We start from the raw sequence: 23,865 nt of genomic DNA, 5'->3' as shown, positions 1-23,865 counted from the left end.
ATGAAATTTATCATTGAACGTGAGCAATTACTAAAACCACTGCAACAGGTCAGTAGCCCGCTGGGTGGGCGTCCTACTCTGCCTATTCTTGGTAATTTATTACTACAGGTAACAGAAAGTTCTCTGTTATTGACCGGTACAGATTTAGAAATGGAAATGATGGCACGTGTTACGCTTTCATTGCCACACGAAGAAGGTGCAACCACTGTACCGGCACGTAAGTTCTTTGATATCTGGCGCGGTTTGCCGGATGGTGCTGAAATCAGTGTGGAACTGGATGGTGACCGCTTGTTAGTACGTTCCGGCCGCAGCCGTTTCTCACTTTCCACATTGCCTGCTGCTGACTTTCCAAATCTTGATGACTGGCAAAGTGAAGTTGAATTCTCACTGCCACAAGCCACACTGAAACGGCTTATTGAATCAACCCAGTTCTCTATGGCTCATCAGGATGTCCGCTATTACCTCAACGGTATGTTGTTTGAAACCGAAGGCGAAGAATTGCGTACAGTGGCAACGGATGGTCACCGTCTGGCAGTCTGTTCTATGGGAATCGGTCAAAATCTACCTTCCCATTCGGTAATCGTGCCACGCAAAGGCGTTATTGAGCTGATGAGACTGCTAGACGGCGGCGATACTCCGCTACAGTTACAAATCGGCAGTAACAATATTCGTGCCCATGTTGGCGATTTTATTTTCACCTCTAAACTGGTGGATGGGCGTTTCCCTGATTATCGCCGCGTATTACCGAAGAGCCCAGATAAAACCCTGGAAGCCAGTTGTGATATGTTGAAACAAGCTTTTTCACGCGCTGCCATTCTTTCTAATGAGAAATTCCGGGGGGTTCGCCTCTATTTCAGTAAAAACCAACTGAAAATCACAGCAAATAACCCTGAACAAGAAGAAGCTGAAGAAATTGTAGATGTTAGTTATCAGGGTACTGAAATGGAAATAGGTTTTAACGTCAGTTATGTTCTGGATGTACTCAACACATTAAGATGTGAAGAGGTTCGTTTACTGCTGACCGATGCTATTTCCAGTGTTCAGATAGAAGACTGTGCCAGTCACAATGCGGCTTATGTCGTGATGCCTATGCGCCTGTAACAGGATCTACATTTCAGGTATATGACTCTTACGCGTTTACTTATCCGCGATTTTCGTAATATCGCTGATGCAGATTTGCCTCTAGCTCCCGGATTTAATTTTCTGGTTGGGTCTAATGGCAGCGGCAAAACCAGTGTACTGGAAGCGATTTATACGCTGGGTCATGGACGCTCTTTCCGTAGCATTCAGGCAGGGCGAGTAATCCGCCATGACTGTGATGAATTTGTTCTACATGGACGACTAGGACAACGAGAGAATGAACGGGAATTGTCTATTGGTCTAAGTAAAAATCGTAATGGCGATAGTAAAGTCAGAATTGATGGCAGCGATGGCGGTAAAATTGCAGAACTAGCCAAGATGTTACCTATGCAACTTATTACCCCGGAAGGATTTACCCTGTTAAATGGCGGACCAAAGTACCGTAGAGCTTTTATTGATTGGGGTTGTTTTCACAATGAACCACGCTTTTTTTCTGCATGGGTAAATCTAAAGCGACTGCTTAAACAACGCAATGCAGCACTACGACAAGTCACCCATTACAGCCAGATACGGCCCTGGGATCAGGAATTGGCGCCACTAGCAAACCAGATAAATCAGTGGCGTACTGAATATGTTACAAACATCACTCAGGATATTGCTGACACTTGTAAACAGTTTTTACCCGAATTTATATTGTGCTTCTCTTTCCAACAGGGGTGGGACAAAGAGAGTGATTATGCTGAATTACTGGAGCGCCAATTTGAGCGTGACAGAACATTAACCTACACGGCTTCCGGCCCGCATAAGGCTGATTTGCGCATCCGTGCGGAAGGAACGCCAGTAGAAGATATGCTATCCCGCGGTCAATTAAAATTATTGATGTGCGCACTGCGGTTAGCACAGGGTGAATATTTCACCCGACAGAGCGGACAACAATGTCTGTATCTGCTTGATGATTTTGCCTCTGAACTGGATGCCGGCCGCCGTCAATTGCTGGCCGAACGTCTAAAATCCACGCAAGCTCAGGTATTTGTCAGTGCGATAAATCCCGGCCAGGTAACAGACATGCTTGATGGAAATAGCAGGATGTTTCGCGTGGAAAATGGCAAAATAGAGATTCAACCACAGGATTAAAAATGAGCGAGAAACGTTGATGTCGAATACATATGACTCCTCAAGTATCAAGGTATTAAAAGGGCTGGATGCGGTTCGTAAACGTCCGGGCATGTATATCGGCGATACAGACGATGGTACCGGCTTACACCACATGGTCTTCGAGGTTGTCGACAACGCTATCGACGAAGCCCTCGCAGGCCACTGTAGTGAAGTTATCGTCACGATCCATGCCGATAACTCAGTCTCGGTACAGGATGATGGCCGCGGTATTCCTACCGGCATACACGAAGAAGAAGGTGTTTCAGCAGCCGAAGTTATTATGACTGTGCTGCATGCGGGGGGTAAATTCGATGATAACTCTTATAAAGTCTCCGGCGGTCTGCACGGTGTAGGGGTTTCCGTTGTTAACGCCTTGTCTGAAAAGCTGGAACTGGTTATCCGCCGTGACGGTAAAGTTCATGAACAGACTTATCACCTTGGCGTGCCACAAAGCCCACTGAAAATCGTTGGAGAAACTGAACAAACAGGTACTCGTGTCCGCTTCTGGCCAAGCATGGATACTTTTCGTAACAACACTGAATTTCAGCATGACATTCTGGCTAAACGCCTGCGTGAACTCTCCTTCCTGAATTCCGGCGTATCCATCCGTCTTATTGATAAGCGCACGAATACTGAAGATCACTTCCATTATGAAGGTGGAATTAAAGCGTTTGTTGAGTTTTTAAATAAAAACAAAACGCCAATTCATCCAAATGTTTTCTATTTCTCGACAGAAAAAGATGGCATCGGTGTTGAAATTTCAATGCAATGGAACGATGGCTTTCAGGAAAATATTTACTGCTTTACCAATAACATTCCACAACGCGATGGCGGTACTCACTTAGTTGGTTTCCGTACCGCGATGACTCGTACCCTTAATAGCTATATGGATAAAGAGGGGTACAACAAGAAATCTAAAGTCAGCGCTACCGGTGATGATGCTCGTGAAGGTTTAGTTGCAGTCATTTCCGTTAAAGTACCTGATCCAAAATTCTCTTCTCAAACTAAAGACAAACTGGTTTCTTCCGAAGTGAAAACTGCGGTTGAAACACTGATGAATGAGAAGCTGGTGGAATACCTGCTGGAAAATCCAAATGACGCCAAAACAGTTGTCGGTAAAATTATCGATGCTGCCCGCGCCCGTGAAGCAGCTCGTAAAGCACGAGAAATGACACGCCGCAAAGGGGCGCTTGATCTAGCTGGCTTGCCCGGTAAATTAGCTGATTGTCAGGAACGTGACCCAGCACTATCCGAACTCTACTTAGTGGAAGGGGACTCGGCGGGCGGTTCTGCAAAACAGGGTCGTAACCGCAAAAATCAGGCAATCTTGCCATTGAAAGGTAAAATCCTGAATGTTGAAAAAGCACGTTTCGATAAAATGCTCTCTTCTCAGGAAGTTGCAACACTGATCACTGCATTGGGTTGTGGGATAGGCCGTGACGAATACAACCCAGATAAGCTGCGTTATCACAGTATTATTATCATGACGGATGCGGATGTCGATGGATCTCATATCCGTACTCTATTGCTGACTTTCTTCTATCGTCAAATGCCAGAAATCATTGAACGTGGTCATGTGTTTATTGCTCAGCCACCTTTGTATAAAGTGAAAAAAGGCAAACAGGAACAGTACATTAAAGATGATGAAGCTATGGATGAGTACCAACTGTCTATTGCTTTGGATGGCGCATCCCTTTACACCAGCGATCACACACCAGCCCTGAGAGGGGAACCACTGGAAAAATTGGTAACAGAATTTAATGGTGTTAAGAAAATCATCAAACGTATGGAGCGTCTATATCCAGCAAGTTTGCTAAATAACCTCATTTATCATCCAAAGCTGACTGAAGAAGCGCTAACCGACGAGACAAAAGTCCAGGAGTGGATTGAAACGCTGGTAACTCGCCTGAATGACAGGGAACAAAACGGCAGCAGCTACAGCTATCAACTCCATGAAAATCGTGAACGTCAAATGTTTGAACCCGTTCTACGTGTTCGTACACATGGTGTCGATACCGATTACCCACTGGATTTCGACTTTATCCACGGCGGTGAATACCACCGTATTACTCTGTTAGGCGATAAACTTAGCAATTTAATTGAAGAAAACGCTTACATTGAGCGGGGTGAACGTCGCCAACCTGTCAGTGACTTTGAGCAAGCTCTGGAATGGTTAACTAAAGAATCACGTCGTGGTCTGTCTATACAGCGTTATAAAGGTCTGGGAGAAATGAACCCTGAACAGTTATGGGAAACGACCATGAACCCGGAAACCCGCCGAATGATGCGCGTGACAGTAAAAGACGCCATTGCCACTGATCAATTATTTACAACTCTAATGGGTGATGCTGTTGAACCTCGTCGAGCATTTATTGAAGAGAATGCTCTGAAAGCAGCTAATATCGACATCTAATTGATATTATTATCAATTTAAAAAGCGCTCATATTAATTTTCTATGGGCGCTTTTTTTATCTGTTATTTATGACCAATAAAGTGTAATTTATTTAATGTTTCTGTAAAACATCACTTAAATATAATCTAAGGGTATAATATGGCTGACATGATTTAAATGACAATAAAGGGAAAAAACAGGGATTAATATCTGCTGGATGTTCTTCTGTTGATTCTATTGGTAATAAATATCCAGCAAACCATCTTGATCAGATATTAGTTTATACCCTATGGATTTCAAGTTGCATCGCGGCGGCAAGGGAGTGAATCCCCGGGAGCATTGCAAACTATGTGACTGGGGTGAGTGAGTGCAGCCAACAAAGAGGCAACTTAAAAGATAACAGGTATAACTCAAATGGTGCTCAAGAACGTTATTACAATATAAAAATCACTGGTGCCATAAACACTGAAATAAGTGTTTTACATCCGCATTCATTGAATCATAATGAGCTTCCACCACAGGAAAGTATTTCGTTAAAATATACAAACATTACCTGGAATCACCTTATCGCAGGTACTGGTGGTTATAGTATTTTGGATGACAGAATTTATTAAATAATTGAAACAAGGCGTTTTAATTTCACGCCTTGTTTCATTAACGAACTTTTTTCGGTAGGACCAAAACATATAAAATAGAGAATATCATACTTCCTATTTTAATCTCTTCACTATTTAAATTAATGAATTTCGATATAAAATCATGGTACTCATTAAGGCCAACAACAAATAATTGTATATAACCAAATATAATTATTAAAATAGAAACAAAAACAGACAAAATATAATTACCTTTTTTGTCCACAATCTTTTTTATAAAATAAAATGAGATAAAAACAACTAAAGACATAATGTAACAAAGAGAAATATCCCACCAAGTTGGTTTGGTAGAAATTATAACATCGATATAATCCATATTTTTTCTATCTTAATCAACAAATACTCAACAAACATATTATGATTTTTTCAGTAATTAGATAGTTATTATAAGCTTATTCTATCCATTAACAAATTCATTTCACAATCATCTAATCTAAAACTAATTTCAATATTTTTTTGGTAACATGCAGGCATATAAAATAGAAAAAATCACACTACCCACTCTAATTACCTCACTATTTAAATTAATAAACATTGATATAATCTCATGATAACCACCATATTTCACAATAAACAATTGAATTGAACCCAACATTACTATAATAAAAAACCCAAGAACAGAGAGAATATAGCTTCGTCTTTTCTCTATAGTAATTTTCATGAAAAAAAGAAAAAACAAAAGCGTTAACGATAAAAGATAGTACAGAAAAATATCCTGCCAAGTAGATTGAGTGGAAATTGTAACATCAATATAATTCATAGTTATTACCATTAAAGGTCAGTGTGAATATTTAAACTTCCTTGGAAACATTATCATGATTAAAATTGAAAATATAACCGCACCTATTCTTATTACCTCATCATTTAAATTTAAAAACCTAAATGGTGGAATCAAGGAATAACCGAATTTAGATATAATTAGTTCCTTACCCATATTATTTCTCTTCTTCTGTTATCTTATAAATACTCCAAAGAGTAACACCATCAACCGCCATTTCCATACTTAAGCTTAAAGAATCCATTTCTTACCATCCTCTGGTAAAATCGCTATTAATATTTCTAAATAAACTCCAAGATTTCTCTCTTGGCTTCAAAACTTTTCTAAAAATGCCACTAACCTGAAAGTGCTAAATCAACCTTTGCATAAGTAATATCTGCATCTTTATCACTTAAACCAATTTTATTAGCAACCATACCTATATCCGTCCCTAACACCACCATTAATATTTTCTCTGTACAGTAAATCATATCCACTTTCAACAACATTATTATACCCATGAGCCATTAATGGCGCACCGAATGAGGCACACGCTAACCCTAAAGAAGCTTTACAGACTGTATAACCTGCAAGAATTTGAGTACCACCACCAACAAACCCGATCTGTTTTAATATAAGATTAGTATAACTTGATTTCTCTTTTTCCCTTTCAATTATTGCATATTGCTTTACTCTGTTTGCTGTCAAATAGAAAGCTTGTTCTTTTAAGTGATCTATTTCAAACTGAATAATCTCAATTGCACCATTTGAAGATAAACAGTGAATACGAACCTGACCTAGTATATCCTCTACAAAAAGATTTATTTTTGAATTAAAGTCCATTCTTATTTTACTATGAGTTAGATAGCGAAAAGATAAAGTTTTCGCCAACTCTCTTAATTCCTTACCTTTAAATCCAGTAGGTTATCTTGCTTTATATCTCCCCCTATAAGACCAATTTTTTATTTTCAAACCAAAAAAATCATTAACATAACTTATATAACATAACAAAAATAAACCAATAAAGAAACAATGAATAGAACCATTGAATACTATATAGAGAAATCCACCCGAATAACGAGTGGATTTTCACAAAGAAAATACATTAAAATAATTAATCTAATATACGTAGCATACGACGCAGAGGCTCTGCGGCTCCCCACAACAATTGGTCACCGACAGTAAAAGCAGACAAATACTCAGGCCCCATATTCAGTTTACGTAAACGCCCTACAGGAGTATTCAAAGTTCCGGTTACGGCTGCGGGGGTCAATTCGCTCATACTTAATTCACGATCATTTGGAATAACACGAACCCAGTCATTATGCGCAGCCAGTAATTGCTCAATTTCAGGAATCGAAATATCTTTTTTCAATTTCAGAGTAAATGCCTGACTATGGCAACGCAGCGCCCCGATACGCACACACAAGCCATCAACAGTAATGATGTTATTACCGGTATTGAGGATCTTATTAGTCTCTGCCTGCCCTTTCCACTCTTCACGGCTTTGGCCGTTATCAAGTTGTTTATCAATCCACGGAATCAAACTACCAGCCAACGGTACACCAAATTGCTCAGTTGGCATAACTCCGCTACGAGTGAAATCCGTTACTTTTCTTTCAATATCCAAAATAGCCGATGCCGGATCTTGCAGCTCTTTTGCTACCTGGGTATGTAAAGCTCCCATCTGCACCAGAAGTTCACGCATATGGCGAGCACCCGCACCAGAAGCAGCCTGATAAGTTGCAACAGAAGCCCATTCAACCAAATCATTGGCAAACAAACCGCCCAAAGACATCAACATTAGGCTAACGGTGCAATTACCACCAACAAAAGTTTTTATACCCTTATTAAGACCTTCCTGAATATGAACATGGTTAACCGGATCAAGAATAATGATGGAATCATCATTCATACGCAACGCTGAAGCTGCATCAATCCAATATCCCTGCCAACCTGTTGCTCTTAACTTTGGATAAATTTCATTAGTATAATCTCCACCCTGGCAACTAATAATAATATCCAAAGCACCAAGGGCTTCGATATCGAAAGCATTCTGTAATGTACCTTGTTGGCCAGTAAAATCAGGAGCCGGCTGTCCGTGTTGTGATGTTGTAAAGAATACGGGGCGAATAGCATCAAAATCCCTCTCTTCAACCATACGTTGCATTAATACGGAGCCAACCATACCGCGCCAGCCGATAAAACCCACATTTTTCATCATTATTGTCCTGCCTTGGTGAGTGTTGTTCAGAAATTCTGATTGCACTAAAGCTGACAAAATATAGCCGGAGACGCAAGTGAATTTATTAGCTATTCATAAGATATTTAGTCATGTTATAGAAAATCGGAAATACAATAAAAAGCCACCTATCGGTGGCAAACATTTACAGCTAACTTGTGACTCTTCAAGCTAAATTCAACTGAGTTTTAGACTTTTCTTTGGGATGTGGTTTCACACTGACCACTTCACCCGGCTTGGAAATAAAGCGAACAAATGTTTCATGACTGACGAAGGTTGCTCCACAATTAATATTTTGGCACTGGTTGTAACGTTCTTTTGTCTGACTGGAATGCTCAAAGCTGCTGCGTGCATGAGCAGCTTTACCACAAAGAGGACACTTGATCATATTTCTTACCCTTAACTAAAACATGAAGTCTCATTTCGCGAACAATATAGCAACAAGGTCTTATTTAAAGAATAATTATTTCATATCGAGATCATCAATTTTTAATTCCAGAGTCAGCGCCGTTGTAAAACCACCGCTCGATCCATTCATCGTGTGAGTAACTTTTGTTAACGTCCATTCTGTTTCATCTATTTCAGGTTTAAAGCCAATGACTTTTATCGGTACTTCGGGGTAAAGATCTGCACGTCCTTGAGCTAGTTGAATTGAAAATGTCGCCGTACCACGTTGTATTTTTTCCCAAGTAGCTTTGGCAGCACGCTTAGCGCTGGCTTCATCAGCATAAACACGGGAAAGCTCCAGTACATTATCCTTACTACCAATCAAATATGATTTTGAGCTACCAGTACCTCGTTGAACTACCAAAATGTGTTTTTTCTCCGGTTTACGGGTATCCAACCAATTTGCCACCACGCCGGTATAAGCCTCACGATCAGACAGAGTAAAATTATGGCTGTCCCCTAACCGACGAGTGATCACTAATGCAGAGATAACTTGACCGCTAGCTGTTTTGTTCTGCCCTTGCCGAATAAATATCAATTTGCCATTTTTTACTGAGGCAATTGCCCCTTCCTGATTTGCCAACCGGGTAAGAAAGCTGCCATCAGACTCATTTGTCTGATCGATATGATTAATAAATACCTTCGCTATATCCTTATGCAAATCAGCGGTAAGATTATTTCTGGCAGCAATAGTCTGGACAATCTCACCTATCGTTTTCTCATGATAAGATACTTCACGTCTCATATTGAGAGATTCACGAAAATCAGCACTACGGGCACGGATAGTTAATTTATCCGGTGTTCCACTGTGCTCAACTTCATCCACAGTAAAACGTCCCTTATCGATAAGGGGCTGATCACGCCACCCTAATGCCAATGAAATCACATTACCTCGAGAAGGTAACATCAAGCTTCCATCTGCATCATCCAGTTCAATATCAAGCTGATCGGCCTCAAAACCGCGATTATCCGTCATCGTCAGTGATATCAGGCGCGATTGAATGCGCCCGCTGATATCTTTATTATCAATTTCCAGAAGAAATCCCGGTGCACTGCCTTTTTCTGGAACCCTGTCAAATTCAGACATCATCCAATACCTCTTTCTTTGACTCTACCCACCAAATTTTCTGTAAGCATGGAGAACTGGTTCTGAAGATCACCGAACATTTCACCCAAGGAACTATCAACTCGCCGCAATTTCAAAGTAAAATCAATTTTGCGAGCAGCACCATTCGACATAAGTTCCGTTTTTGTCTGATCGATACTCTCAATGATAAACATGCCGTAAACCGTACCACTACCATCTATAAAGGACCAGGCTTTACCGCTATCAGCCATAACCTGTAGAGCCACCAATGATAAACGACCACCAGTAATTTCTGGATATAACGAGCCTGAAAGTATCATTGTGTCGTTATCCGGCCCCAGAAATTGCCCGGCAGGCCGAAGTCCGATACGGCTGTTAAAAGCATGTCTCCATGACTGCTGATATTGCAGACTCTGATATGGCGTGGTTTTCAACATAAAAACAAATAAACCCAGTGCTGCCATCATAATTAGAATTCTCCTCTATCAGAGAATGAACTGCGTAAACGAGCTTGCTGTTTACGATCCCGATCATCCAGTTCGCGCCTAACCATTGCAGCGATATCCTGCGCAGACTGCTCTGGAGCGCCATAGATATTTATATGATAGACCGGGGATTCACTAAGGTACTGTACCTGGCGCTTCTCTGTTTTCTCCTGAATCTGTGGATACGCCTGAACAGGTAAACTCTGAATATGCAACGGTGCTGTTCTGGCTGCCGCAGAAGGCGCCATTACACTTAAAGAAAACGCAGCAGCGGCTGCAAGTTTAGCCGTCTGACGTCGACTAATAATATTAACAGGGCCAGTTACAATCTCCGGTCCATATTCACCAACAATACCAAATCCACCAACAGGAATAATTCCACCTTTGTCGTGTTTAGGCAGAACCGAACTGACATTAGGAGCCATGTTATTACCGGCACCTTTTGCAATATCTTCCCTTGGCCTCATCCAATCAGGGATATACTCAGACAATGAAGTCAGTTTATTTTTCAATGCCTCCCATTTTTCATTAATCCCTTCCAACAAACTGTTAATTATCGCTGTACCAACCTCTTTAAATTTACTGGGCAGATTCATTACATCATTAATAATTTCATTCCATTTATCCGAGATCGATATTTTAATATTCTCCCAGATATCCAATGTATTTTGTTTAACTAATTCCCAGGCATTACTTATATTAGTTTTAATATTCTCCCAGATTTGCAACGCACTCTGTTTAATTGATTCCCATTTCTCACTCCAGCTGATTTTAATATTTTCCCAAAGCTGAGAAAATTTCGGCCCCAACGTTTCCCAATTTTGCCAAATATAAACAGCCGCCATAGAAATCAAACCAACAATAGCGAGGATTGGGTTAGCCATCATCAGACGACCAACGATCATCATGGTACTTCCCAACACTTTCAGAGCATTTCCAACTAATCCAAACGCTCTCACACCAGTGCTTCCAAAGAGAATAAGACTATATTTCGCTACAGCTAATGGAAGTAATACTGAAGCTATCACCTGCGCTAATGCACCAAAAACAGTTAACATCCCTCCGATAGCCATCGTGATAGTCGCAAGCATTGCAGCCAGCCGAGGATTAGCTTTCATCCATTCACTTACTTTATTAACAACATTTGTCACTTGCTGAGTGACTTCTCTCAAAGGACCTTCTACACCGGAAAATGTCTGAACGCCCAGATAACTCCACGCGGCATTAAGCTTTTGAATATCACCGGTAAGGCTATTCGTCATTGCTGATGCAACTTTTTGGGATTCCCCTTGAACATTTTTTAATTTAGCGATAAAAGCTTGCAATCCTCCCTGCCCTGCCTGATTTACCAACACATCCAAAGCAGGTGCGGCCTTTTCACCACCAATTGCGGTGAAATAACTTGTACGTTGTTTGCTGCTCATTGAGCGAGTTTTATCATCCAGTTCAACGAGGATATCGGGTAATTGGCGTAAATTACCTTTAGCATCACGAGTTTTAATATTAAGTTTTTCCAATGCAGTAGCAGCAGCTTTAGGTGGTTCAGCCAACCGTTCCAGCACACTATTCAGAATCTCTCCAGCTTCACTTCCTTGTATATTGGTGTCACTCAGCTTTCTTATCGCTGCTGCAACGGTTTCAATATCAATCCCCAAAGAAGTCGCTGTCGGAGCGACAAATTTCATGGTGTCACCCAATGTCGCCAACGTCGTTTTTGAACCAGTGAATGTTGCTGTTAAAACATCACTAATATGGCTCATCTCTTCGGATTGTAATTTGAATCCTTCCAATACATTAGTAATAATATCAACCACTTCAGCAAAATCTGTACCACTTGCCTGCGACATTAATACCGTACCGGGCATCATATTCTTTATCTTATCAGGGGAATAACCCTTGGATGCATAAAGGCTCTGTCCCTGTGCAATCTGACTGGCAGCAACCCCGGTGCTTTTACTCAACTCACGGCTTTGGTTGAGCAACATAGTGTATTCAGGAGAGTTTTTTTCAATATTAGTTTGTGCCTGAATTTTAGACATCTGAGCATTAAGATCATAACCCGGCATCAGAAAGTTTTTACTGGTTGTCATTATCTTAACGCCTACCAACTTCGCATTAGCGCCATGTTGGCTAATACGATCACGCAAATCTTTTACTTTGCTATAACGGCTTTCACTACGATTTTCTTCTTTGTTGCTACTGGGTTGCGCAGTTTCCTGCGCATATTCAGGAGCAGAATAAGGTTTAATTGCTTCCCAAGTCTGATTTAACTGCTTGAGTTCACCACGGTTTTGCCGGATGGAATCCGCCAACCTTTTATTATTTTGCTGTGCGGATTTCAAGACGCTGGTCAGCTTATTAACGGACTGTATTACCAATTTAAGCTGTAACTGTGTATTACTCATTTTCTGCACCACTTCGTAAGATGGCCCGATGTCGCCAGTCCAGTAATTCCGGCAGTGACATTTCACTTGTCACTGCCGGAGACCAGTGGAAAACGGTGGCAATATCTGCCACCAAGTCATCTACAGTTAGTCGGCCTGGAAACCGGACTTCGCCGACTTCGGTAACAAAAAATTGACCACCTCAACACTGAGATTAATCAGATCGCCGGGTGTCATTGCCAACAGGTCGCTTTTAGTGAGAGCAGGAGTGGTAACACGTGGCAAAACTAACATCATTGAGTCCACATCCATCTCCAGCAAAGCCTGTAGCCGAGCACCACGCAGCGCTCCACTGTTAGGTTTGCGCACCACCACTTCAGTGATGTTGCTATTACCACGTGCAAGTGGTTCTTCTAATACGATTGTGCGCTGCTCGTCGTTTTGAGTAATGAGTGTTTCTGTCATGGTTCAACCTTGTTTATCCGATTAGATTAAAGACCCATAGCGCGGCGATGATCTGCCAGACGATCCTCACCATTAACAACTTCAACCATGTTAACGGTATCCACTTCGATCAGAACTTCACCATCCCACGTCAGTTTGAAATAGGTGTTTTTAGCACTGATTTTGGTCTGGGTGTTATCCCCTTGCTTATAAGTACCATGGTCAAACTCATGGAAGCGGCCACGCATCACAATTTCAACAGCAATCACATCATTGGTATCATCGCGCTGGTAGGAACCCGCAAAACGCAACATTACGCCGTCGGCTTTAGTTATTCCCCACTGCCGATAATGCTGAGCTTCCATACCTCCCAGAGTAAATTCAACATCCAATGCACCTTCATCCAAACCCAAGTCCACCGTCGCGCTACCGTTCATTCCACCGCCACGATAGGTTTCCAGTTTACGACTCAGCTTAGGCAGAATAAGTTCTTCCACTATTCCCTGATAACTATTGCCGTCATTAAACAAGTTCAAGTATTTAAGTTTGCGAGGTAATGCCATCTGTGTCCCCTTAGCCGTTTATGCTTTTCGCGAAATCCATCAGGTAACGATCTGTAATACGCTGGCGTAACATCATGTTTTCCAGTGGTGGTACAGGTGTGTAGTCGTAATCGAGGGTCAATTTACCCGCTTTCAGGGTGTCTTTATCATTGGCATTTTCGTCGTACCAGCACTGGCCATCAATGATGTACCCCCCGGACCTCAATTCACGGAATTTGGCGTTAACACCTTCGATAATGTCTCGTACTAGTGAAGCAGTCAGTGGCTTATCGATTGCCCACATATGTGCTTCCGCCATGGTATCAGCCAGTACCTGAGCAGTACGGGTGTAACTTTCGAACTGGAACAATGGATCATCAGCACAGGTACGGGAACCCCAGAAACGGAATCCGTTCTTGCGGATAAGTGTCGTGATACCCTTTTCATTTAGATAACCAGCATCAGTTGCTGGATCTTGAAGATCCCAAAATACGTCTGCTGAAATACCAGTCACACCATTGACACCGATGTTTGACAGCGTTTTATGCCAACCGGTTTCTTCATCAATTTTTGCCCGCAAGCCCAGTGCACGGGCAGTAGCATAGGCGGTAGCTTCTTTTTTGGAAACAGTGTCCCAACTCAAGAAATCAGGCCAAATCAGCATCACTTCTCGCTGACCGAAGTTTTTACGATATTCAGCAACTTCTTCTTTATTCTTACAACCATAAGCACTGATATAAGCCATTGCTCTTAGTTTTTGTGCAATACTCGCCAGTTCAACAGCAACAGCTTTTGTATCCAGCCCAGGAACCCCCAGAATACGTGGCTTCACACCTAATTGACCTTGTGCTGCCAACAATGCCTGCATGCCAGTTTTCTTACCTTCACTCGTCGTAGTACCAATGATGTTAGTGGTGGTATCACCTTCCGTTTCACCTTGTTCTACACGGACAACAACAGTAACGGGTTTAGCCTGGTCTGCGATAGCTTTGAGTGCCTGAGGCAATGTGCCGGCATCACCCGCTTTGCCAATTGCCATAGAAACATCAGTAATCAAAACCGGGGTATTTAATGGAAAAGCTTCTGCGTCTGCTTTAGGGCCAGTACAGACCATACCAACAATAGCTGTGCTAATTGTGGTGATGGTGCGTGTACCTTCGTTAATTTCCTGTACACGGACGCCATGATGATAATCTTGTGCCATATTAGCGGTTCTCCTATTAAGGTGTCCCGCTATGTTGAGGTATCCAAGTTATTAAATCATTCGATTAGAAATGTATGGCAGATGATACAAATCAGGTTGGTTAATTTATTGTTTTATCTAAGAATTTAAATGTAAGTGTTTTATAGATAGCAGGAAATGGAGCTTCTATAAGTCAATGCATATTTCTTATTGTTGGGAATTTTTACCTCTGCTTATCAATTGTTTTTTTTACAGATTTTTCCTGCAAAAATAGATTGTAATTTATACATATCAACATATTTCTCTGTAAATCACCGTTCTGGTCATTTGTTGACACCCGAATATAGCTAATTTTTCCCACATGTAACCCTGCCGAGTGCTAATAAGAGACTATTCTTTCGGATATTTCACAGCATAGTGAGTTTTGAAAAATCTTGGTTTATTGGAAACAGTAAATTTAGCGAAAAATGCAGTACCTAATAGCAGGAAAGTGAACGGAAAGGTGTTGGCTGGGGATATCAATATTACTTCTCAGGATATTTTTGATGGGCAGGCGATAGCTATCCCTGAGAAAATCAATCTGGATGATTACAAAACACCAGGAGTTTATGTTCAATATGCTAATGCTTCAGCAGAAACGGGTACCAACTATCCTGAACCTCTGGCTGGTTCGCTTATTGTGTTGAAAACCGCGGGAATTATTCAACGCTATTTTGTTTATAATAGCAGTCGGATATATACACGCAGCCAATATCATGATTTACCATGGACTCCTTGGACCAGGGAATATAATACACTGAATAAACCGACTGCCGGAGATATTGGAGTGTATACACAAACGGAATCCGATTTTCGATATATTACAGGAATCCGTAAGATAAATGGGAAGGCTTTATCTGGAGATATCGATATTACTTCTCAAGATATCTTTAATAGTCAAGCTATTTATTTAGGTGATAAAGCAAATTTAGACGATTACAAAACACCAGGTGTTTATTATCAAGATTATAATATTCATGCTCAAAATGGTGCTAATTACCCTGAACAACTTGCTGGTTCGCTTATTGTGTTGAAAGCTGCTGGAATCATTCAACGCTATTTTATTTATAATAGCAGCCGGGTATATACACGCAGCCAATATCATGATTTACCATGGACTCCTTGGACCAGGGAATATAATACATCAAATCCCCCCTCTGTTGGAAACTTGGGAGCATATACAAAAGAAGAATGCAATAGTCTTTACATCACTAACATCCGTCTTGGTGCTGAAGTACAAATAGGAGCGGGTGGTGTATTGGAATATCACGGCCCTAATGTGTTAACTGGGTTTTATAATAGAGACAGGGATTATTCCGCTGAGACGTTATATTGGAGTCCCATTCAATTTCTTAAAAATGGTCAATGGATCACTATTATACGAGGATAAAAATAATGAATTTGGTAAATCTTGGCCCATTTGAGCAATATATACCTGACAGTGAAGACCCTGTGCAGTTTGTACTTTATCTTCAGGATAAGCAAGGTAATGATTGGTATACATCTCAAAATCGATTCTCAACGGAAACACTAAAGATTATGTATGATGCTAATGGTCTCATTCGTGCAATAACGACTGATGTATCTAAATTTGCACCTCTTGGTTTTTCTGTTGCAGAAATTAATAAGAATGATGTACCTAAAGAGTTTGACGAAAACACCAATGAAAAATGGGTATTTGATGGTAAGAAAATATTTCCTTATGTTGCAACTAAAGAAGAATTAACTAAGAAAGCAGAATATGATAGAATTCAGTTGCTAGTTAAAGCTAATAATATTACAGTTCCATTACAAGATGCCATTGATTTAAATGTAGCTTCTGAAGAAGAAAAGAATACTCTATTGGAATGGAAAAAATACCGAATAATGCTTAATCGAATTGACATTTCGACAGCACCAGAAATTGTCTGGCCAATTCAGCCATTATCATAACTGAAAAAGACCGGAAATAGAAAATTTTCCGGTCTTAATAACTTTATTATAATTTTATTTTTAGATACAATCAACATTATGATATATTTAAAAATATCGATATTTATTGACTGTTATGGCTTTATTTAACATGATTAATTCGTAGTTTAAGATATATTTCACTATCATCATGCTGCCATTACGATATAATTAAATGCAATATTACGTGGACGAATAGTTATTGCGAATCTGGGACGGATAATATTTGTTATTACTTTCGATGATAAGCCATTGTCATAAAAATGACTAGGCATATTAGAACCATCAGGTTGTTTAAGTTCATTAGCTATAACTTCTCTAATAGAATCTTCATTACCAAACGCAAGACCAATAATTGCATTAGCATCGATAGTGTCATCATTATTATAATCTACCATGGCTGTTCTGATAATTGTTGCTTGTTGCTGAGACAATATAGTTCGATTATTATCGACTTTTCTTCCATCATCCCAGCCGCGGATAAATTCCCCTCGTAAATCCGGTAAATTACCACCAGGGTAAATCTCAGCTAATTTTGGATATAGAGACTTATCAAAAGCAGCACCGTTACATTTTAGCCATCCTTTTGGGGGTATCTCAGTCGGCCAAGGAAGTGGCACACCAACCGGGATTAGCTTTTCCACCAAACCAAGGTTTTTTAAAATTCTCTAATCCGTGATAATTTCTACAATAATAGTCTCATATTGGTATTAAACAGGATCAAACATGGCAAAGATTGGCTATATCAGGGTGTCAACAAATGACCAAAACAGTGATTTACAGCGAAACGCTCTTATAAGTATAAATTGTGAGCGGATCTTTGAGGATAAAATCAGTGGAAAAACAGCCAATAGACCAGGTTTAAAACGAGCTTTAAAGCAGCTTAAAAAAGGAGATACTTTAGTTGTTTGGAAACTAGATAGACTGGGACGTAGCGTAAAAAATATGGTTACTTTAATTTCTGATTTAAGTGAACGTGGTGTTCATTTTCAAAGCCTGACTGATAGTATTGATACCAGCACCTCTATGGGACGATTTTTCTTTCATGTTATGAGTGCACTGGCTGAGATGGAACGAGAATTGATAGTTGAAAGGACAAATGCAGGATTAATAGCTGCTCGTGCTCAGGGAAGAATAGGTGGCAGACCTGTATCATTCTCATTTGCTGAACAGCAACAAGCCGCAAGATTGCTGGCTAAAGGCCACTCGCGGAAACAATTATCATTGATCTACAACACATCGTTATCCACGATATATAAATATTTTCCTGTAAATAAAACAGATTACCGATCAACTTAATATTTTAGGTTCAGCTAACTAACGTTTACTTAGATAACAGATTGCCATCAAGCATGGATTTACACATCTGAAAAAATTAATTTATCAACAATAGAAAAAATTATCGGTACTTAGAAATCATCAGGTAAATTCGACCAATGAAGTTAATTTCATCAATTGCACAATCAAAGGCCACATCATTATCACATACCCTAATTTTACCGACCGGAATTTTTGTGATCTTTTTAATGCTATGCATCCCTTCAATATCAATTAACCATAAACCATCCTGAATATCAGGTTCTGCTGTATCTAGCAAATACCAAGTGTTATTGTTATCTACAATAAGAGGTTTTTTTATTTCTCTGGCAATAAGTTGATTATCTAAAGTCACAGGGTTGTCAGAGTTCAACTTTCCACCAACCAATTTAACCCGTTGTATTGTCGGAGTGATAATGCTTTCTAATGATTCCTTTTTCTTTTCTCCATCAGGAAACATGTCTCCTTGTCCTGTGCTTAACCATAACAATGAAGCATTGGTTTCAAGGTTGCATTGAATAACCCAATCTGCGGGAAAGCTATCTCTTAAATACCGGTTTGCCATTGTGCTTTTGGACACACCTAAATGGTCGCTTAGTGCCTGACGTGATTTAAACCCATATGCACTAACAAGGCGTTCGATAGCTTGTTTTCCTCCACTATCTGCACCCATTTTTATCTCAGTTACATTTTTTTTCATCAAAAGTATAGTTTCGTGAGTTTGCCATCTCTACAAAGCTCTCTAATTAAGAGCTATTGTGATTCCAAATAAATTTATTAGATCCAATGAAGGATATTGCATCATAGGCATCTAAATTTCAATCTATATACTTTGTGAAACTATACAATCTAAATAAAGAGAAAAAATCTTCTAAGCAATAAAATAAAAAAAACTTATTAATTACAACGAATTGTGATAGGAAAGAAACCTTTTTAATCATTAATTATTTCAATAAAAACAATAATTAATATATTAACACTATCAAATATAGTTCTTAAAAAAGATAAAAAATCCCTTTAATTTTGTCTAATCAACGTGTACTGTCCTTATATACAGTTATGTTATACGGGGGTAAGTTTGTCAGTGGACTTTCTTATGGAATCAGTAATAGCGCAACGTATTAATTTTATTGCCAGAATGGCAACAAGCTGTGAATGTAATCATGTTGAGGATAAAGAGCTAGCTTTGACTTGGATTGCAGAATTATCAACTCCACTTACGAAACAACTCATTAATTATCACGAAACACGTGAAGAATAAATGCGACAAATAAACAGTACGCACGTGGGATTTTTGTATGATAAATAATCTATGGTTTCTAAGTTGGTTATGATTGCATTGAAAAATTAGCCACTGAAAAGTGGCTTCTTGCTTTTCATTTGTACTATGGCTCTAACAATGTTGTTTCATTGTTTTCCCTCTTTTATTAGCACACCATGGTACTCTAATTTAACAATATTTCTTGTAATAGAGAGTACTTAATGAAAATAATTGCACAGCAAAATGATACTGTTGATGCCTTGTGCTGGCGCCACTATGGCCGAACTCAGGGTATGACTGAACGTGTTTTAGAAGCTAATCCAGGATTGGTTGAATTGATATTTAAAAAATTTCCGGAATTGTCCGAATCTGAATATAGCGTAATCCTGCCACATGGCACTGAAGTTGAAATGCCTGAAATTATGCCAACTGCAACAAAACCTATTCTGCAACTCTGGGATTAAAGGTAACGAATGGACGTGAAGACAGCCATACCATTAATGGTGGTGTTAGTTTGATTTTTTTCAAAGGGTTATCACTCTATTTTTACCAGCGTTGCCAAAAGTATGGCTTAATCTACGAGACTGTAATTTAAATTGTGTAATTGCTTGTTTTCGACATTCGAGCAGGAATTATCTGTACAACTTACCTGTAGTATCTTATATCCAGCATACGATTAGACAGTACAACATTAGAATTCCTTAGATTATTGCGTTAAGTGTTGACAAGAAAACTATCTACAGATTATTAAAAAGCCTTTCTCTCTAAGGGAAAGGCTTTTTAATTCATATTGTTATAGTTTTATTTTTCTAAGAAATTTGTCTGACCTTTCCTACAATTCGCCTTTAATGTCTATCGCTACCTTTAATGTCATTCTTCCAAACATAAACCCATAACTACCTAACATGGCATTTTTCCGAATATGGATACACAACTAACAGAGCTTCTGCGCTTATTACGTAACCTGATCAGAACTGGTGTTGTTACCGAGGTAGATACTCAGCGAGGAATGTGTCGAATTGCGACAGGTAATCTCGAAACTGACTGGAGACCTTGGTTGACAATGCGAGCGGGTAATTCCCGTACTTGGTGGGCTCCCAGCCGTGGTGAGCAAGTTTTGCTATTATCTGTTGGCGGTGAATTGACCACATCCTTTGTATTACCGGCTGTTTATTCTAATCAATTTCCAGAGCCATCGACTCTCCCTACAGAAACTGACCATATTGATTTTCCTGATGGTGGATTACCGGCCATTTATTCTGATCAATCTCTGGCATCACCGCCTCGTTCTGAACAAGCTGTTCATATTGCTTTCCCCGATGGGGCTGTAATGGAGTATGAGCCGAAATTCGGCGCCTTAAACGTAATAGGTATTAAGACTGCTAAGGTGCAGGCTGCAAGTTCTATAACACTTGAAGCAACGAGTATCTCACTCAAGGCACTCGACTCAATCAAATTGGAGGCTATCAACGCAATCGAACTGACATCAGTCAACAAAGTCGAAACGAAAACACTGCAAATTGATATGAAAGCACTGACAGTCGCTGCTGAGGTGGCCAAAAGCATTGAACTGAAAACACCAGAGCTTACTGTAAAAGCAAAAACCAAACTAGAAGGTGATGTTGAAAACACAGGCGGAAAACTCAGTTCTAATGGTGTGACCTTACATTCTCACCAACACTCCGGCGTCATGGCAGGCGGTGCGACAACAGGAGGTCCAGTATAATGATGTATCTTGGAATGAACCGGCAAACCGGTCGTAGCCTGACAGATTTGGAACATGTACGCCAGTCTGTCAGCGATATCTTACTAACCCCCGTAGGTAGCCGTTTAGAACGTCGCACTTATGGTTCTCTGCTACCCGAATTAATTGACTGGCCACAAAACGCGGCTCTACGTCTGCAAGTTATGGCTGCCAGTTATACAGCTATCAGCCGCTGGGAACCACGAATTAATCTGACAGCTATCACCATAAATACCCAACAAGACGGCAAAATGACAATAGATATATCCGGTCATTATCAGCTGTCTCCCGGGGTGTTTTCTCTATCCATCCCTGTGAGGTAAAACAATGCCGACTATTGACTTGGTAGATCTAAGCCAACTGCCACCACCTGATGTAGTAGAGCCACTGGATTATGAAAGACTATTGGCTGAGCGTAAAGCCAAATTAATATCTCTTTATCCTGAAGAACAACGAGATGCTATTACTCGAACACTAGAGCTGGAATCCGAACCTCTGGTTAAGTTGCTGGAAGAAAATGCTTACAGAGAATTGATATTGCGTCAGCGGGTAAATGAAGCGGCTCGTGCAGTGATGCTGGCCTATGCAACCAATGGAGATTTAGACCAATTAGGTGCGAACTATAACGTGACTCGGGCCGTTATGGAGCCTGATAGCACCTTCCGTAACCGTATCCAGAGAGCCTTCGAAGGACTAAGTGTTGCAGGGCCGATAGGTGCATATGAATATCATGCCCTTAAAGTTAATGAAGGTATTAGTGTCAATAAAGGTGACGGAAAAGGTAAAGGTGAATATCAAACTGTTGCGGATGTTTCTGTCATCAGTCCATCACCGGCTAATGTAACCGTCACTATTTTGTCACAGAAATGGATATGGGAAAAAGATAAGGACGATAAGGAAGATGAAACACATAACGGTATACCTTCACAAGACTTACTGGATAAAGTGGTTATAGCACTTAATGACGAAGATGTCAGACCGGTTGCTGATCGGGTAAAAGTGCAACCAGCCAAAATAATAGAATATCAGATTGATGCTGTGCTCTATCTTGAGCCGACACCTGAGTCTGAGCCTATCCGTAAATTAGCTCAAGAAAATATGGATAAGTACGTGCTAGACCAACATAAGTTAGGGAAAGATATTCGGTTATCCGCCATCTATGCCGCACTGCATGTAACTGGGGTGAAACAGGTGGAATTGAAAGCTCCGACGAAGGATATAATTCTGTGTAAAGATCAAGCTCCTTACTGCACTGGTAAAAAATTAGAGCTGAGTAAAATTCAAACTTCTGATTGCTCTAAGCCAGATCCAATAGTGGGAGGTTATGATGAATGACCGCCTGTTACCAACAGGTTCTACCGTTTTGGAGTTGGCTGCTGCTAAAGCATGTTCGCAACTGCAAAACATAGAAGTACGACGACTCCGTAAACTCTGGAATCCTGACACTTGCCCTCCAGAGTTTTTACCCTATCTCGCATGGGCGTGGTCGGTTGATCGTTGGGATGAAAACTGGTCGGTGAGTACTAAGCGGGAAGTTATAAAAAACTCGATGTTTCTGCATAAACATAAGGGAACCATTGGTGCCGTCCGTCGTGTGGTAGAACCGCTAGGCTATCTCATTCAAATAAAAGAATGGTGGGAGAACAACGAAACACCAGGCACATTCCGATTAGCGATAGGGGTGCAGGAAAACGGCATTACCGAAGAAACTTTTTTAGAGCTGGAACGGCTAATTTCTGATGCCAAGCCTGTTAGTCGTCATCTGATAGGTTTGTCAATCAATCTGGATGTTAAGGGCGAATTTTATTGCGCTGCGACGAGTTATACTGGAGATGACCTCACTGTTTACCAATATCTCCCTGACGTCATCACAACTAGCGATAATGCTCCTTTAGGGGCTGCAATTCATTTGATCGATACCGATACATTGAGGGTTTCACCATGAAATACTTTGCAATTTTAACCAAACTGGGAGCAGCGAAGTTGGCAAATGCTGCTGCTTTGGGAACGAAAGTTGATATTACTCACATGGCTGTTGGTGATGGTGGCGGTAAATTACCTGATCCCGATGTTAATCAGACACAGCTAGTCAATGAAAAACGTCGGGCCGCAATTAATACATTGAGTGTTGACCCAGTAAACACTAACCAAATTATTGCCGAACAGATTATCCCTGAAGGTGAGGGAGGTTGGTGGATGCGTGAAATTGGTCTGTTTGACAGTGAAGGTAACTTGATTGCGGTGGCAAATTGCCCGGAAACCTATAAACCACAATTGCAGGAAGGTTCGGGTAGAACACAAACTGTCAGAATGATCTTAATTGTCAGCAATACTGATTCAGTAACACTGAAAATTGATCCTTCCATAGTTCTGGCAACGCGTGAATATGTAGATAGTTCTATTCTGAAACATGAAAAGAGCCGCAATCACCCAGATGCTACGTTGACAGAGAAAGGTTTTACAAAACTCAATAGTGCAATTAACAGTAATGATGAAACCACAGCGGCAACACCCAAAGCAGTAAAAGCAGCTTATGATAATGCTAATAGTAAATTGGCAAAAAACCAAAACGGTGCAGATATCCCAGACAAAAATGCTTTTGTGAAAAACCTTGGTTTATTGGAAAAGCTGATTCCGGTTGGTGTGCCGCTTCCTTGGCCGACTGAAACACCGCCAGAAGGATGGGTTCAGTGTAATGG

Annotated in this window: 27 protein-coding genes and 2 pseudogenes; 14 read left to right on the top strand and 15 right to left on the bottom strand. The window is 40.4% G+C overall.

The genetic code is table 11. The annotated features are described in order from the left end of the window. The 4 genes and pseudogenes from dnaN (at window position 1) to tssD (ending at window position 5,242) form a co-directional block, all read left to right on the top strand. Window positions 1-1,101: a DNA polymerase III subunit beta gene (gene dnaN / locus BO26_RS06120; protein ID WP_036769957.1), complete on the top strand. Its 1,101-nt coding sequence runs from the start codon at window positions 1-3 to the stop codon at window positions 1,099-1,101. Between the two features lie 21 nt (window positions 1,102-1,122). Further along, window positions 1,123-2,214: a DNA replication/repair protein RecF gene (gene recF, locus BO26_RS06115; protein ID WP_036769954.1), complete on the top strand. Its 1,092-nt coding sequence runs from the start codon at window positions 1,123-1,125 to the stop codon at window positions 2,212-2,214. Window positions 2,215-2,233: 19 nt separating this feature from the next. Then, on the top strand, window positions 2,234-4,648 hold the full coding sequence (gyrB, locus tag BO26_RS06110) for a DNA topoisomerase (ATP-hydrolyzing) subunit B (RefSeq protein WP_036769951.1): 2,415 nt from the start codon (window positions 2,234-2,236) through the stop codon (window positions 4,646-4,648). Between the two features lie 186 nt (window positions 4,649-4,834). Beyond that, window positions 4,835-5,242 (top strand): annotated as a pseudogene (tssD, locus tag BO26_RS24595) (type VI secretion system tube protein TssD). Between the two features lie 40 nt (window positions 5,243-5,282). Here the strand turns inward: tssD and BO26_RS06100 are convergent. The 13 genes and pseudogenes from BO26_RS06100 to BO26_RS24590 form a co-directional block, all read right to left on the bottom strand. Continuing rightward, the gene (locus tag BO26_RS06100; protein ID WP_036769949.1) at window positions 5,283-5,600 is read right to left on the bottom strand and encodes a hypothetical protein; all 318 of its coding nucleotides are present in this window, start codon (window positions 5,598-5,600) and stop codon (window positions 5,283-5,285) included. 709 nt (window positions 5,601-6,309) lie between these two features. After that, window positions 6,310-6,378, bottom strand: a complete 69-nt coding sequence (locus BO26_RS24505) for a hypothetical protein (protein ID WP_338049104.1) — start codon at window positions 6,376-6,378, stop codon at window positions 6,310-6,312. An 89-nt stretch (window positions 6,379-6,467) separates the two neighbouring features. Then, window positions 6,468-6,932 carry a DUF4225 domain-containing protein gene (locus tag BO26_RS21505; protein WP_051690890.1) on the bottom strand — a complete coding sequence of 155 codons (465 nt, stop codon included), beginning with the start codon at window positions 6,930-6,932 and terminating at the stop codon, window positions 6,468-6,470. A 223-nt stretch (window positions 6,933-7,155) separates the two neighbouring features. After that, complete coding sequence (asd, locus tag BO26_RS06085) at window positions 7,156-8,262, bottom strand: aspartate-semialdehyde dehydrogenase (RefSeq protein ID WP_036770130.1); 1,107 nt, start codon at window positions 8,260-8,262, stop codon at window positions 7,156-7,158. Window positions 8,263-8,449: 187 nt separating this feature from the next. Then, window positions 8,450-8,671, bottom strand: a complete 222-nt coding sequence (locus BO26_RS06080; protein WP_036769942.1) for an ogr/Delta-like zinc finger family protein — start codon at window positions 8,669-8,671, stop codon at window positions 8,450-8,452. Window positions 8,672-8,746: 75 nt separating this feature from the next. Further along, a complete protein-coding gene (locus tag BO26_RS06075; RefSeq protein ID WP_036769940.1) occupies window positions 8,747-9,817 on the bottom strand; it encodes a phage late control D family protein in 1,071 nt (356 codons plus the stop codon). Further along, complete coding sequence (locus tag BO26_RS06070) at window positions 9,817-10,284, bottom strand: phage tail protein (protein WP_036769938.1); 468 nt, start codon at window positions 10,282-10,284, stop codon at window positions 9,817-9,819. The genes BO26_RS06075 and BO26_RS06070 overlap by 1 nt, the downstream gene beginning before the upstream one ends. 2 nt (window positions 10,285-10,286) lie before the next feature. Further along, complete coding sequence (locus tag BO26_RS06065; RefSeq protein WP_236637351.1) at window positions 10,287-12,707, bottom strand: phage tail tape measure protein; 2,421 nt, start codon at window positions 12,705-12,707, stop codon at window positions 10,287-10,289. Beyond that, entirely contained in the window at window positions 12,700-12,819 is a 120-nt protein-coding gene (locus tag BO26_RS21950) for a GpE family phage tail protein (protein WP_201771252.1), read from the bottom strand. Before BO26_RS21950 ends, BO26_RS06065 begins: the two co-directional genes overlap by 8 nt. Window positions 12,820-12,833: 14 nt before the next feature. Then, window positions 12,834-13,151, bottom strand: a complete 318-nt coding sequence (locus BO26_RS06060; RefSeq protein ID WP_036769934.1) for a phage tail assembly protein — start codon at window positions 13,149-13,151, stop codon at window positions 12,834-12,836. Window positions 13,152-13,177: 26 nt separating this feature from the next. Then, window positions 13,178-13,693: a phage major tail tube protein gene (locus tag BO26_RS06055; protein ID WP_036769932.1), complete on the bottom strand. Its 516-nt coding sequence runs from the start codon at window positions 13,691-13,693 to the stop codon at window positions 13,178-13,180. 10 nt (window positions 13,694-13,703) lie between these two features. Beyond that, window positions 13,704-14,876, bottom strand: coding sequence for a phage tail sheath protein (locus tag BO26_RS06050; RefSeq protein ID WP_036769930.1), 1,173 nt, complete (start codon window positions 14,874-14,876; stop codon window positions 13,704-13,706). 235 nt (window positions 14,877-15,111) lie between these two features. Then, window positions 15,112-15,216 (bottom strand): annotated as a pseudogene (locus BO26_RS24590) (DNA-invertase); the annotation flags it as partial. A gap of 63 nt (window positions 15,217-15,279) precedes the next feature. On the opposite strand from BO26_RS24590, the gene BO26_RS06045 reads away from it, so the two are divergent. Then, window positions 15,280-16,284: a pyocin knob domain-containing protein gene (locus BO26_RS06045; RefSeq protein WP_201771251.1), complete on the top strand. Its 1,005-nt coding sequence runs from the start codon at window positions 15,280-15,282 to the stop codon at window positions 16,282-16,284. A 5-nt stretch (window positions 16,285-16,289) separates the two neighbouring features. After that, complete coding sequence (locus BO26_RS06040; RefSeq protein WP_036769927.1) at window positions 16,290-16,826, top strand: tail fiber assembly protein; 537 nt, start codon at window positions 16,290-16,292, stop codon at window positions 16,824-16,826. Window positions 16,827-16,993: 167 nt separating this feature from the next. On the opposite strand, the gene BO26_RS06035 is transcribed toward BO26_RS06040, so the two are convergent. Then, on the bottom strand, window positions 16,994-17,488 hold the full coding sequence (locus BO26_RS06035; protein ID WP_236637350.1) for a phage tail protein: 495 nt from the start codon (window positions 17,486-17,488) through the stop codon (window positions 16,994-16,996). An 82-nt stretch (window positions 17,489-17,570) separates the two neighbouring features. Between BO26_RS06035 and BO26_RS06030 the strand changes: the two genes are divergently transcribed. Continuing rightward, complete coding sequence (locus tag BO26_RS06030; RefSeq protein ID WP_036769924.1) at window positions 17,571-18,143, top strand: recombinase family protein; 573 nt, start codon at window positions 17,571-17,573, stop codon at window positions 18,141-18,143. A gap of 100 nt (window positions 18,144-18,243) precedes the next feature. On the opposite strand, the gene BO26_RS06025 is transcribed toward BO26_RS06030, so the two are convergent. After that, complete coding sequence (locus BO26_RS06025) at window positions 18,244-18,861, bottom strand: phage repressor protein CI (protein WP_036769921.1); 618 nt, start codon at window positions 18,859-18,861, stop codon at window positions 18,244-18,246. A 396-nt stretch (window positions 18,862-19,257) separates the two neighbouring features. On the opposite strand from BO26_RS06025, the gene BO26_RS23675 reads away from it, so the two are divergent. From BO26_RS23675 to BO26_RS05995, 7 genes are all read left to right on the top strand, one after another. Next, window positions 19,258-19,422, top strand: coding sequence for a hypothetical protein (locus BO26_RS23675; RefSeq protein ID WP_165602848.1), 165 nt, complete (start codon window positions 19,258-19,260; stop codon window positions 19,420-19,422). Between the two features lie 221 nt (window positions 19,423-19,643). Then, a complete protein-coding gene (locus tag BO26_RS06020; protein WP_036769919.1) occupies window positions 19,644-19,886 on the top strand; it encodes a tail protein X in 243 nt (80 codons plus the stop codon). A 458-nt stretch (window positions 19,887-20,344) separates the two neighbouring features. After that, window positions 20,345-21,148 carry a phage baseplate assembly protein V gene (locus tag BO26_RS06015; protein ID WP_036769916.1) on the top strand — a complete coding sequence of 268 codons (804 nt, stop codon included), beginning with the start codon at window positions 20,345-20,347 and terminating at the stop codon, window positions 21,146-21,148. After that, window positions 21,148-21,489, top strand: coding sequence for a GPW/gp25 family protein (locus BO26_RS06010; protein ID WP_036769912.1), 342 nt, complete (start codon window positions 21,148-21,150; stop codon window positions 21,487-21,489). Before BO26_RS06015 ends, BO26_RS06010 begins: the two co-directional genes overlap by 1 nt. A 13-nt stretch (window positions 21,490-21,502) precedes the next feature. After that, complete coding sequence (locus BO26_RS06005; protein ID WP_172909988.1) at window positions 21,503-22,501, top strand: baseplate J/gp47 family protein; 999 nt, start codon at window positions 21,503-21,505, stop codon at window positions 22,499-22,501. Next, entirely contained in the window at window positions 22,494-23,111 is a 618-nt protein-coding gene (locus tag BO26_RS06000) for a phage tail protein I (RefSeq protein ID WP_036769906.1), read from the top strand. Before BO26_RS06005 ends, BO26_RS06000 begins: the two co-directional genes overlap by 8 nt. Next, a partial coding sequence (locus BO26_RS05995) for a phage tail-collar fiber domain-containing protein (RefSeq protein WP_036769904.1) occupies window positions 23,108-23,865 on the top strand: 758 nt, incomplete at its 3' end. The genes BO26_RS06000 and BO26_RS05995, both read left to right, overlap by 4 nt.

The organism is Photorhabdus australis DSM 17609, from assembly GCF_000711895.1.
Classification (GTDB): Bacteria; Pseudomonadota; Gammaproteobacteria; order Enterobacterales; family Enterobacteriaceae; genus Photorhabdus; species Photorhabdus australis.
The sequence above is the reverse complement of the archived record's forward strand: the minus strand, read 5'-3'. Positions and strand labels throughout refer to the sequence as shown.

Coding starts and splice junctions, on each gene's coding strand:
- dnaN (WP_036769957.1), top strand. CDS start 1: ATGAAATTTATCATTGAACGTGAGCAATTACTAAAACCACTGCAACAG.
- recF (WP_036769954.1), top strand. CDS start 1,123: ATGACTCTTACGCGTTTACTTATCCGCGATTTTCGTAATATCGCTGAT.
- gyrB (WP_036769951.1), top strand. CDS start 2,234: ATGTCGAATACATATGACTCCTCAAGTATCAAGGTATTAAAAGGGCTG.
- BO26_RS06100 (WP_036769949.1), bottom strand. CDS start 5,600: ATGGATTATATCGATGTTATAATTTCTACCAAACCAACTTGGTGGGAT.
- asd (WP_036770130.1), bottom strand. CDS start 8,262: ATGAAAAATGTGGGTTTTATCGGCTGGCGCGGTATGGTTGGCTCCGTA.
- BO26_RS06080 (WP_036769942.1), bottom strand. CDS start 8,671: ATGATCAAGTGTCCTCTTTGTGGTAAAGCTGCTCATGCACGCAGCAGC.
- BO26_RS06075 (WP_036769940.1), bottom strand. CDS start 9,817: ATGTCTGAATTTGACAGGGTTCCAGAAAAAGGCAGTGCACCGGGATTT.
- BO26_RS06070 (WP_036769938.1), bottom strand. CDS start 10,284: ATGATGGCAGCACTGGGTTTATTTGTTTTTATGTTGAAAACCACGCCA.
- BO26_RS06065 (WP_236637351.1), bottom strand. CDS start 12,707: ATGAGTAATACACAGTTACAGCTTAAATTGGTAATACAGTCCGTTAAT.
- BO26_RS06060 (WP_036769934.1), bottom strand. CDS start 13,151: ATGACAGAAACACTCATTACTCAAAACGACGAGCAGCGCACAATCGTA.
- BO26_RS06055 (WP_036769932.1), bottom strand. CDS start 13,693: ATGGCATTACCTCGCAAACTTAAATACTTGAACTTGTTTAATGACGGC.
- BO26_RS06050 (WP_036769930.1), bottom strand. CDS start 14,876: ATGGCACAAGATTATCATCATGGCGTCCGTGTACAGGAAATTAACGAA.
- BO26_RS06040 (WP_036769927.1), top strand. CDS start 16,290: ATGAATTTGGTAAATCTTGGCCCATTTGAGCAATATATACCTGACAGT.
- BO26_RS06030 (WP_036769924.1), top strand. CDS start 17,571: ATGGCAAAGATTGGCTATATCAGGGTGTCAACAAATGACCAAAACAGT.
- BO26_RS06025 (WP_036769921.1), bottom strand. CDS start 18,861: ATGAAAAAAAATGTAACTGAGATAAAAATGGGTGCAGATAGTGGAGGA.
- BO26_RS23675 (WP_165602848.1), top strand. CDS start 19,258: ATGGAATCAGTAATAGCGCAACGTATTAATTTTATTGCCAGAATGGCA.
- BO26_RS06020 (WP_036769919.1), top strand. CDS start 19,644: ATGAAAATAATTGCACAGCAAAATGATACTGTTGATGCCTTGTGCTGG.
- BO26_RS06015 (WP_036769916.1), top strand. CDS start 20,345: ATGGATACACAACTAACAGAGCTTCTGCGCTTATTACGTAACCTGATC.
- BO26_RS06010 (WP_036769912.1), top strand. CDS start 21,148: ATGATGTATCTTGGAATGAACCGGCAAACCGGTCGTAGCCTGACAGAT.
- BO26_RS06000 (WP_036769906.1), top strand. CDS start 22,494: ATGAATGACCGCCTGTTACCAACAGGTTCTACCGTTTTGGAGTTGGCT.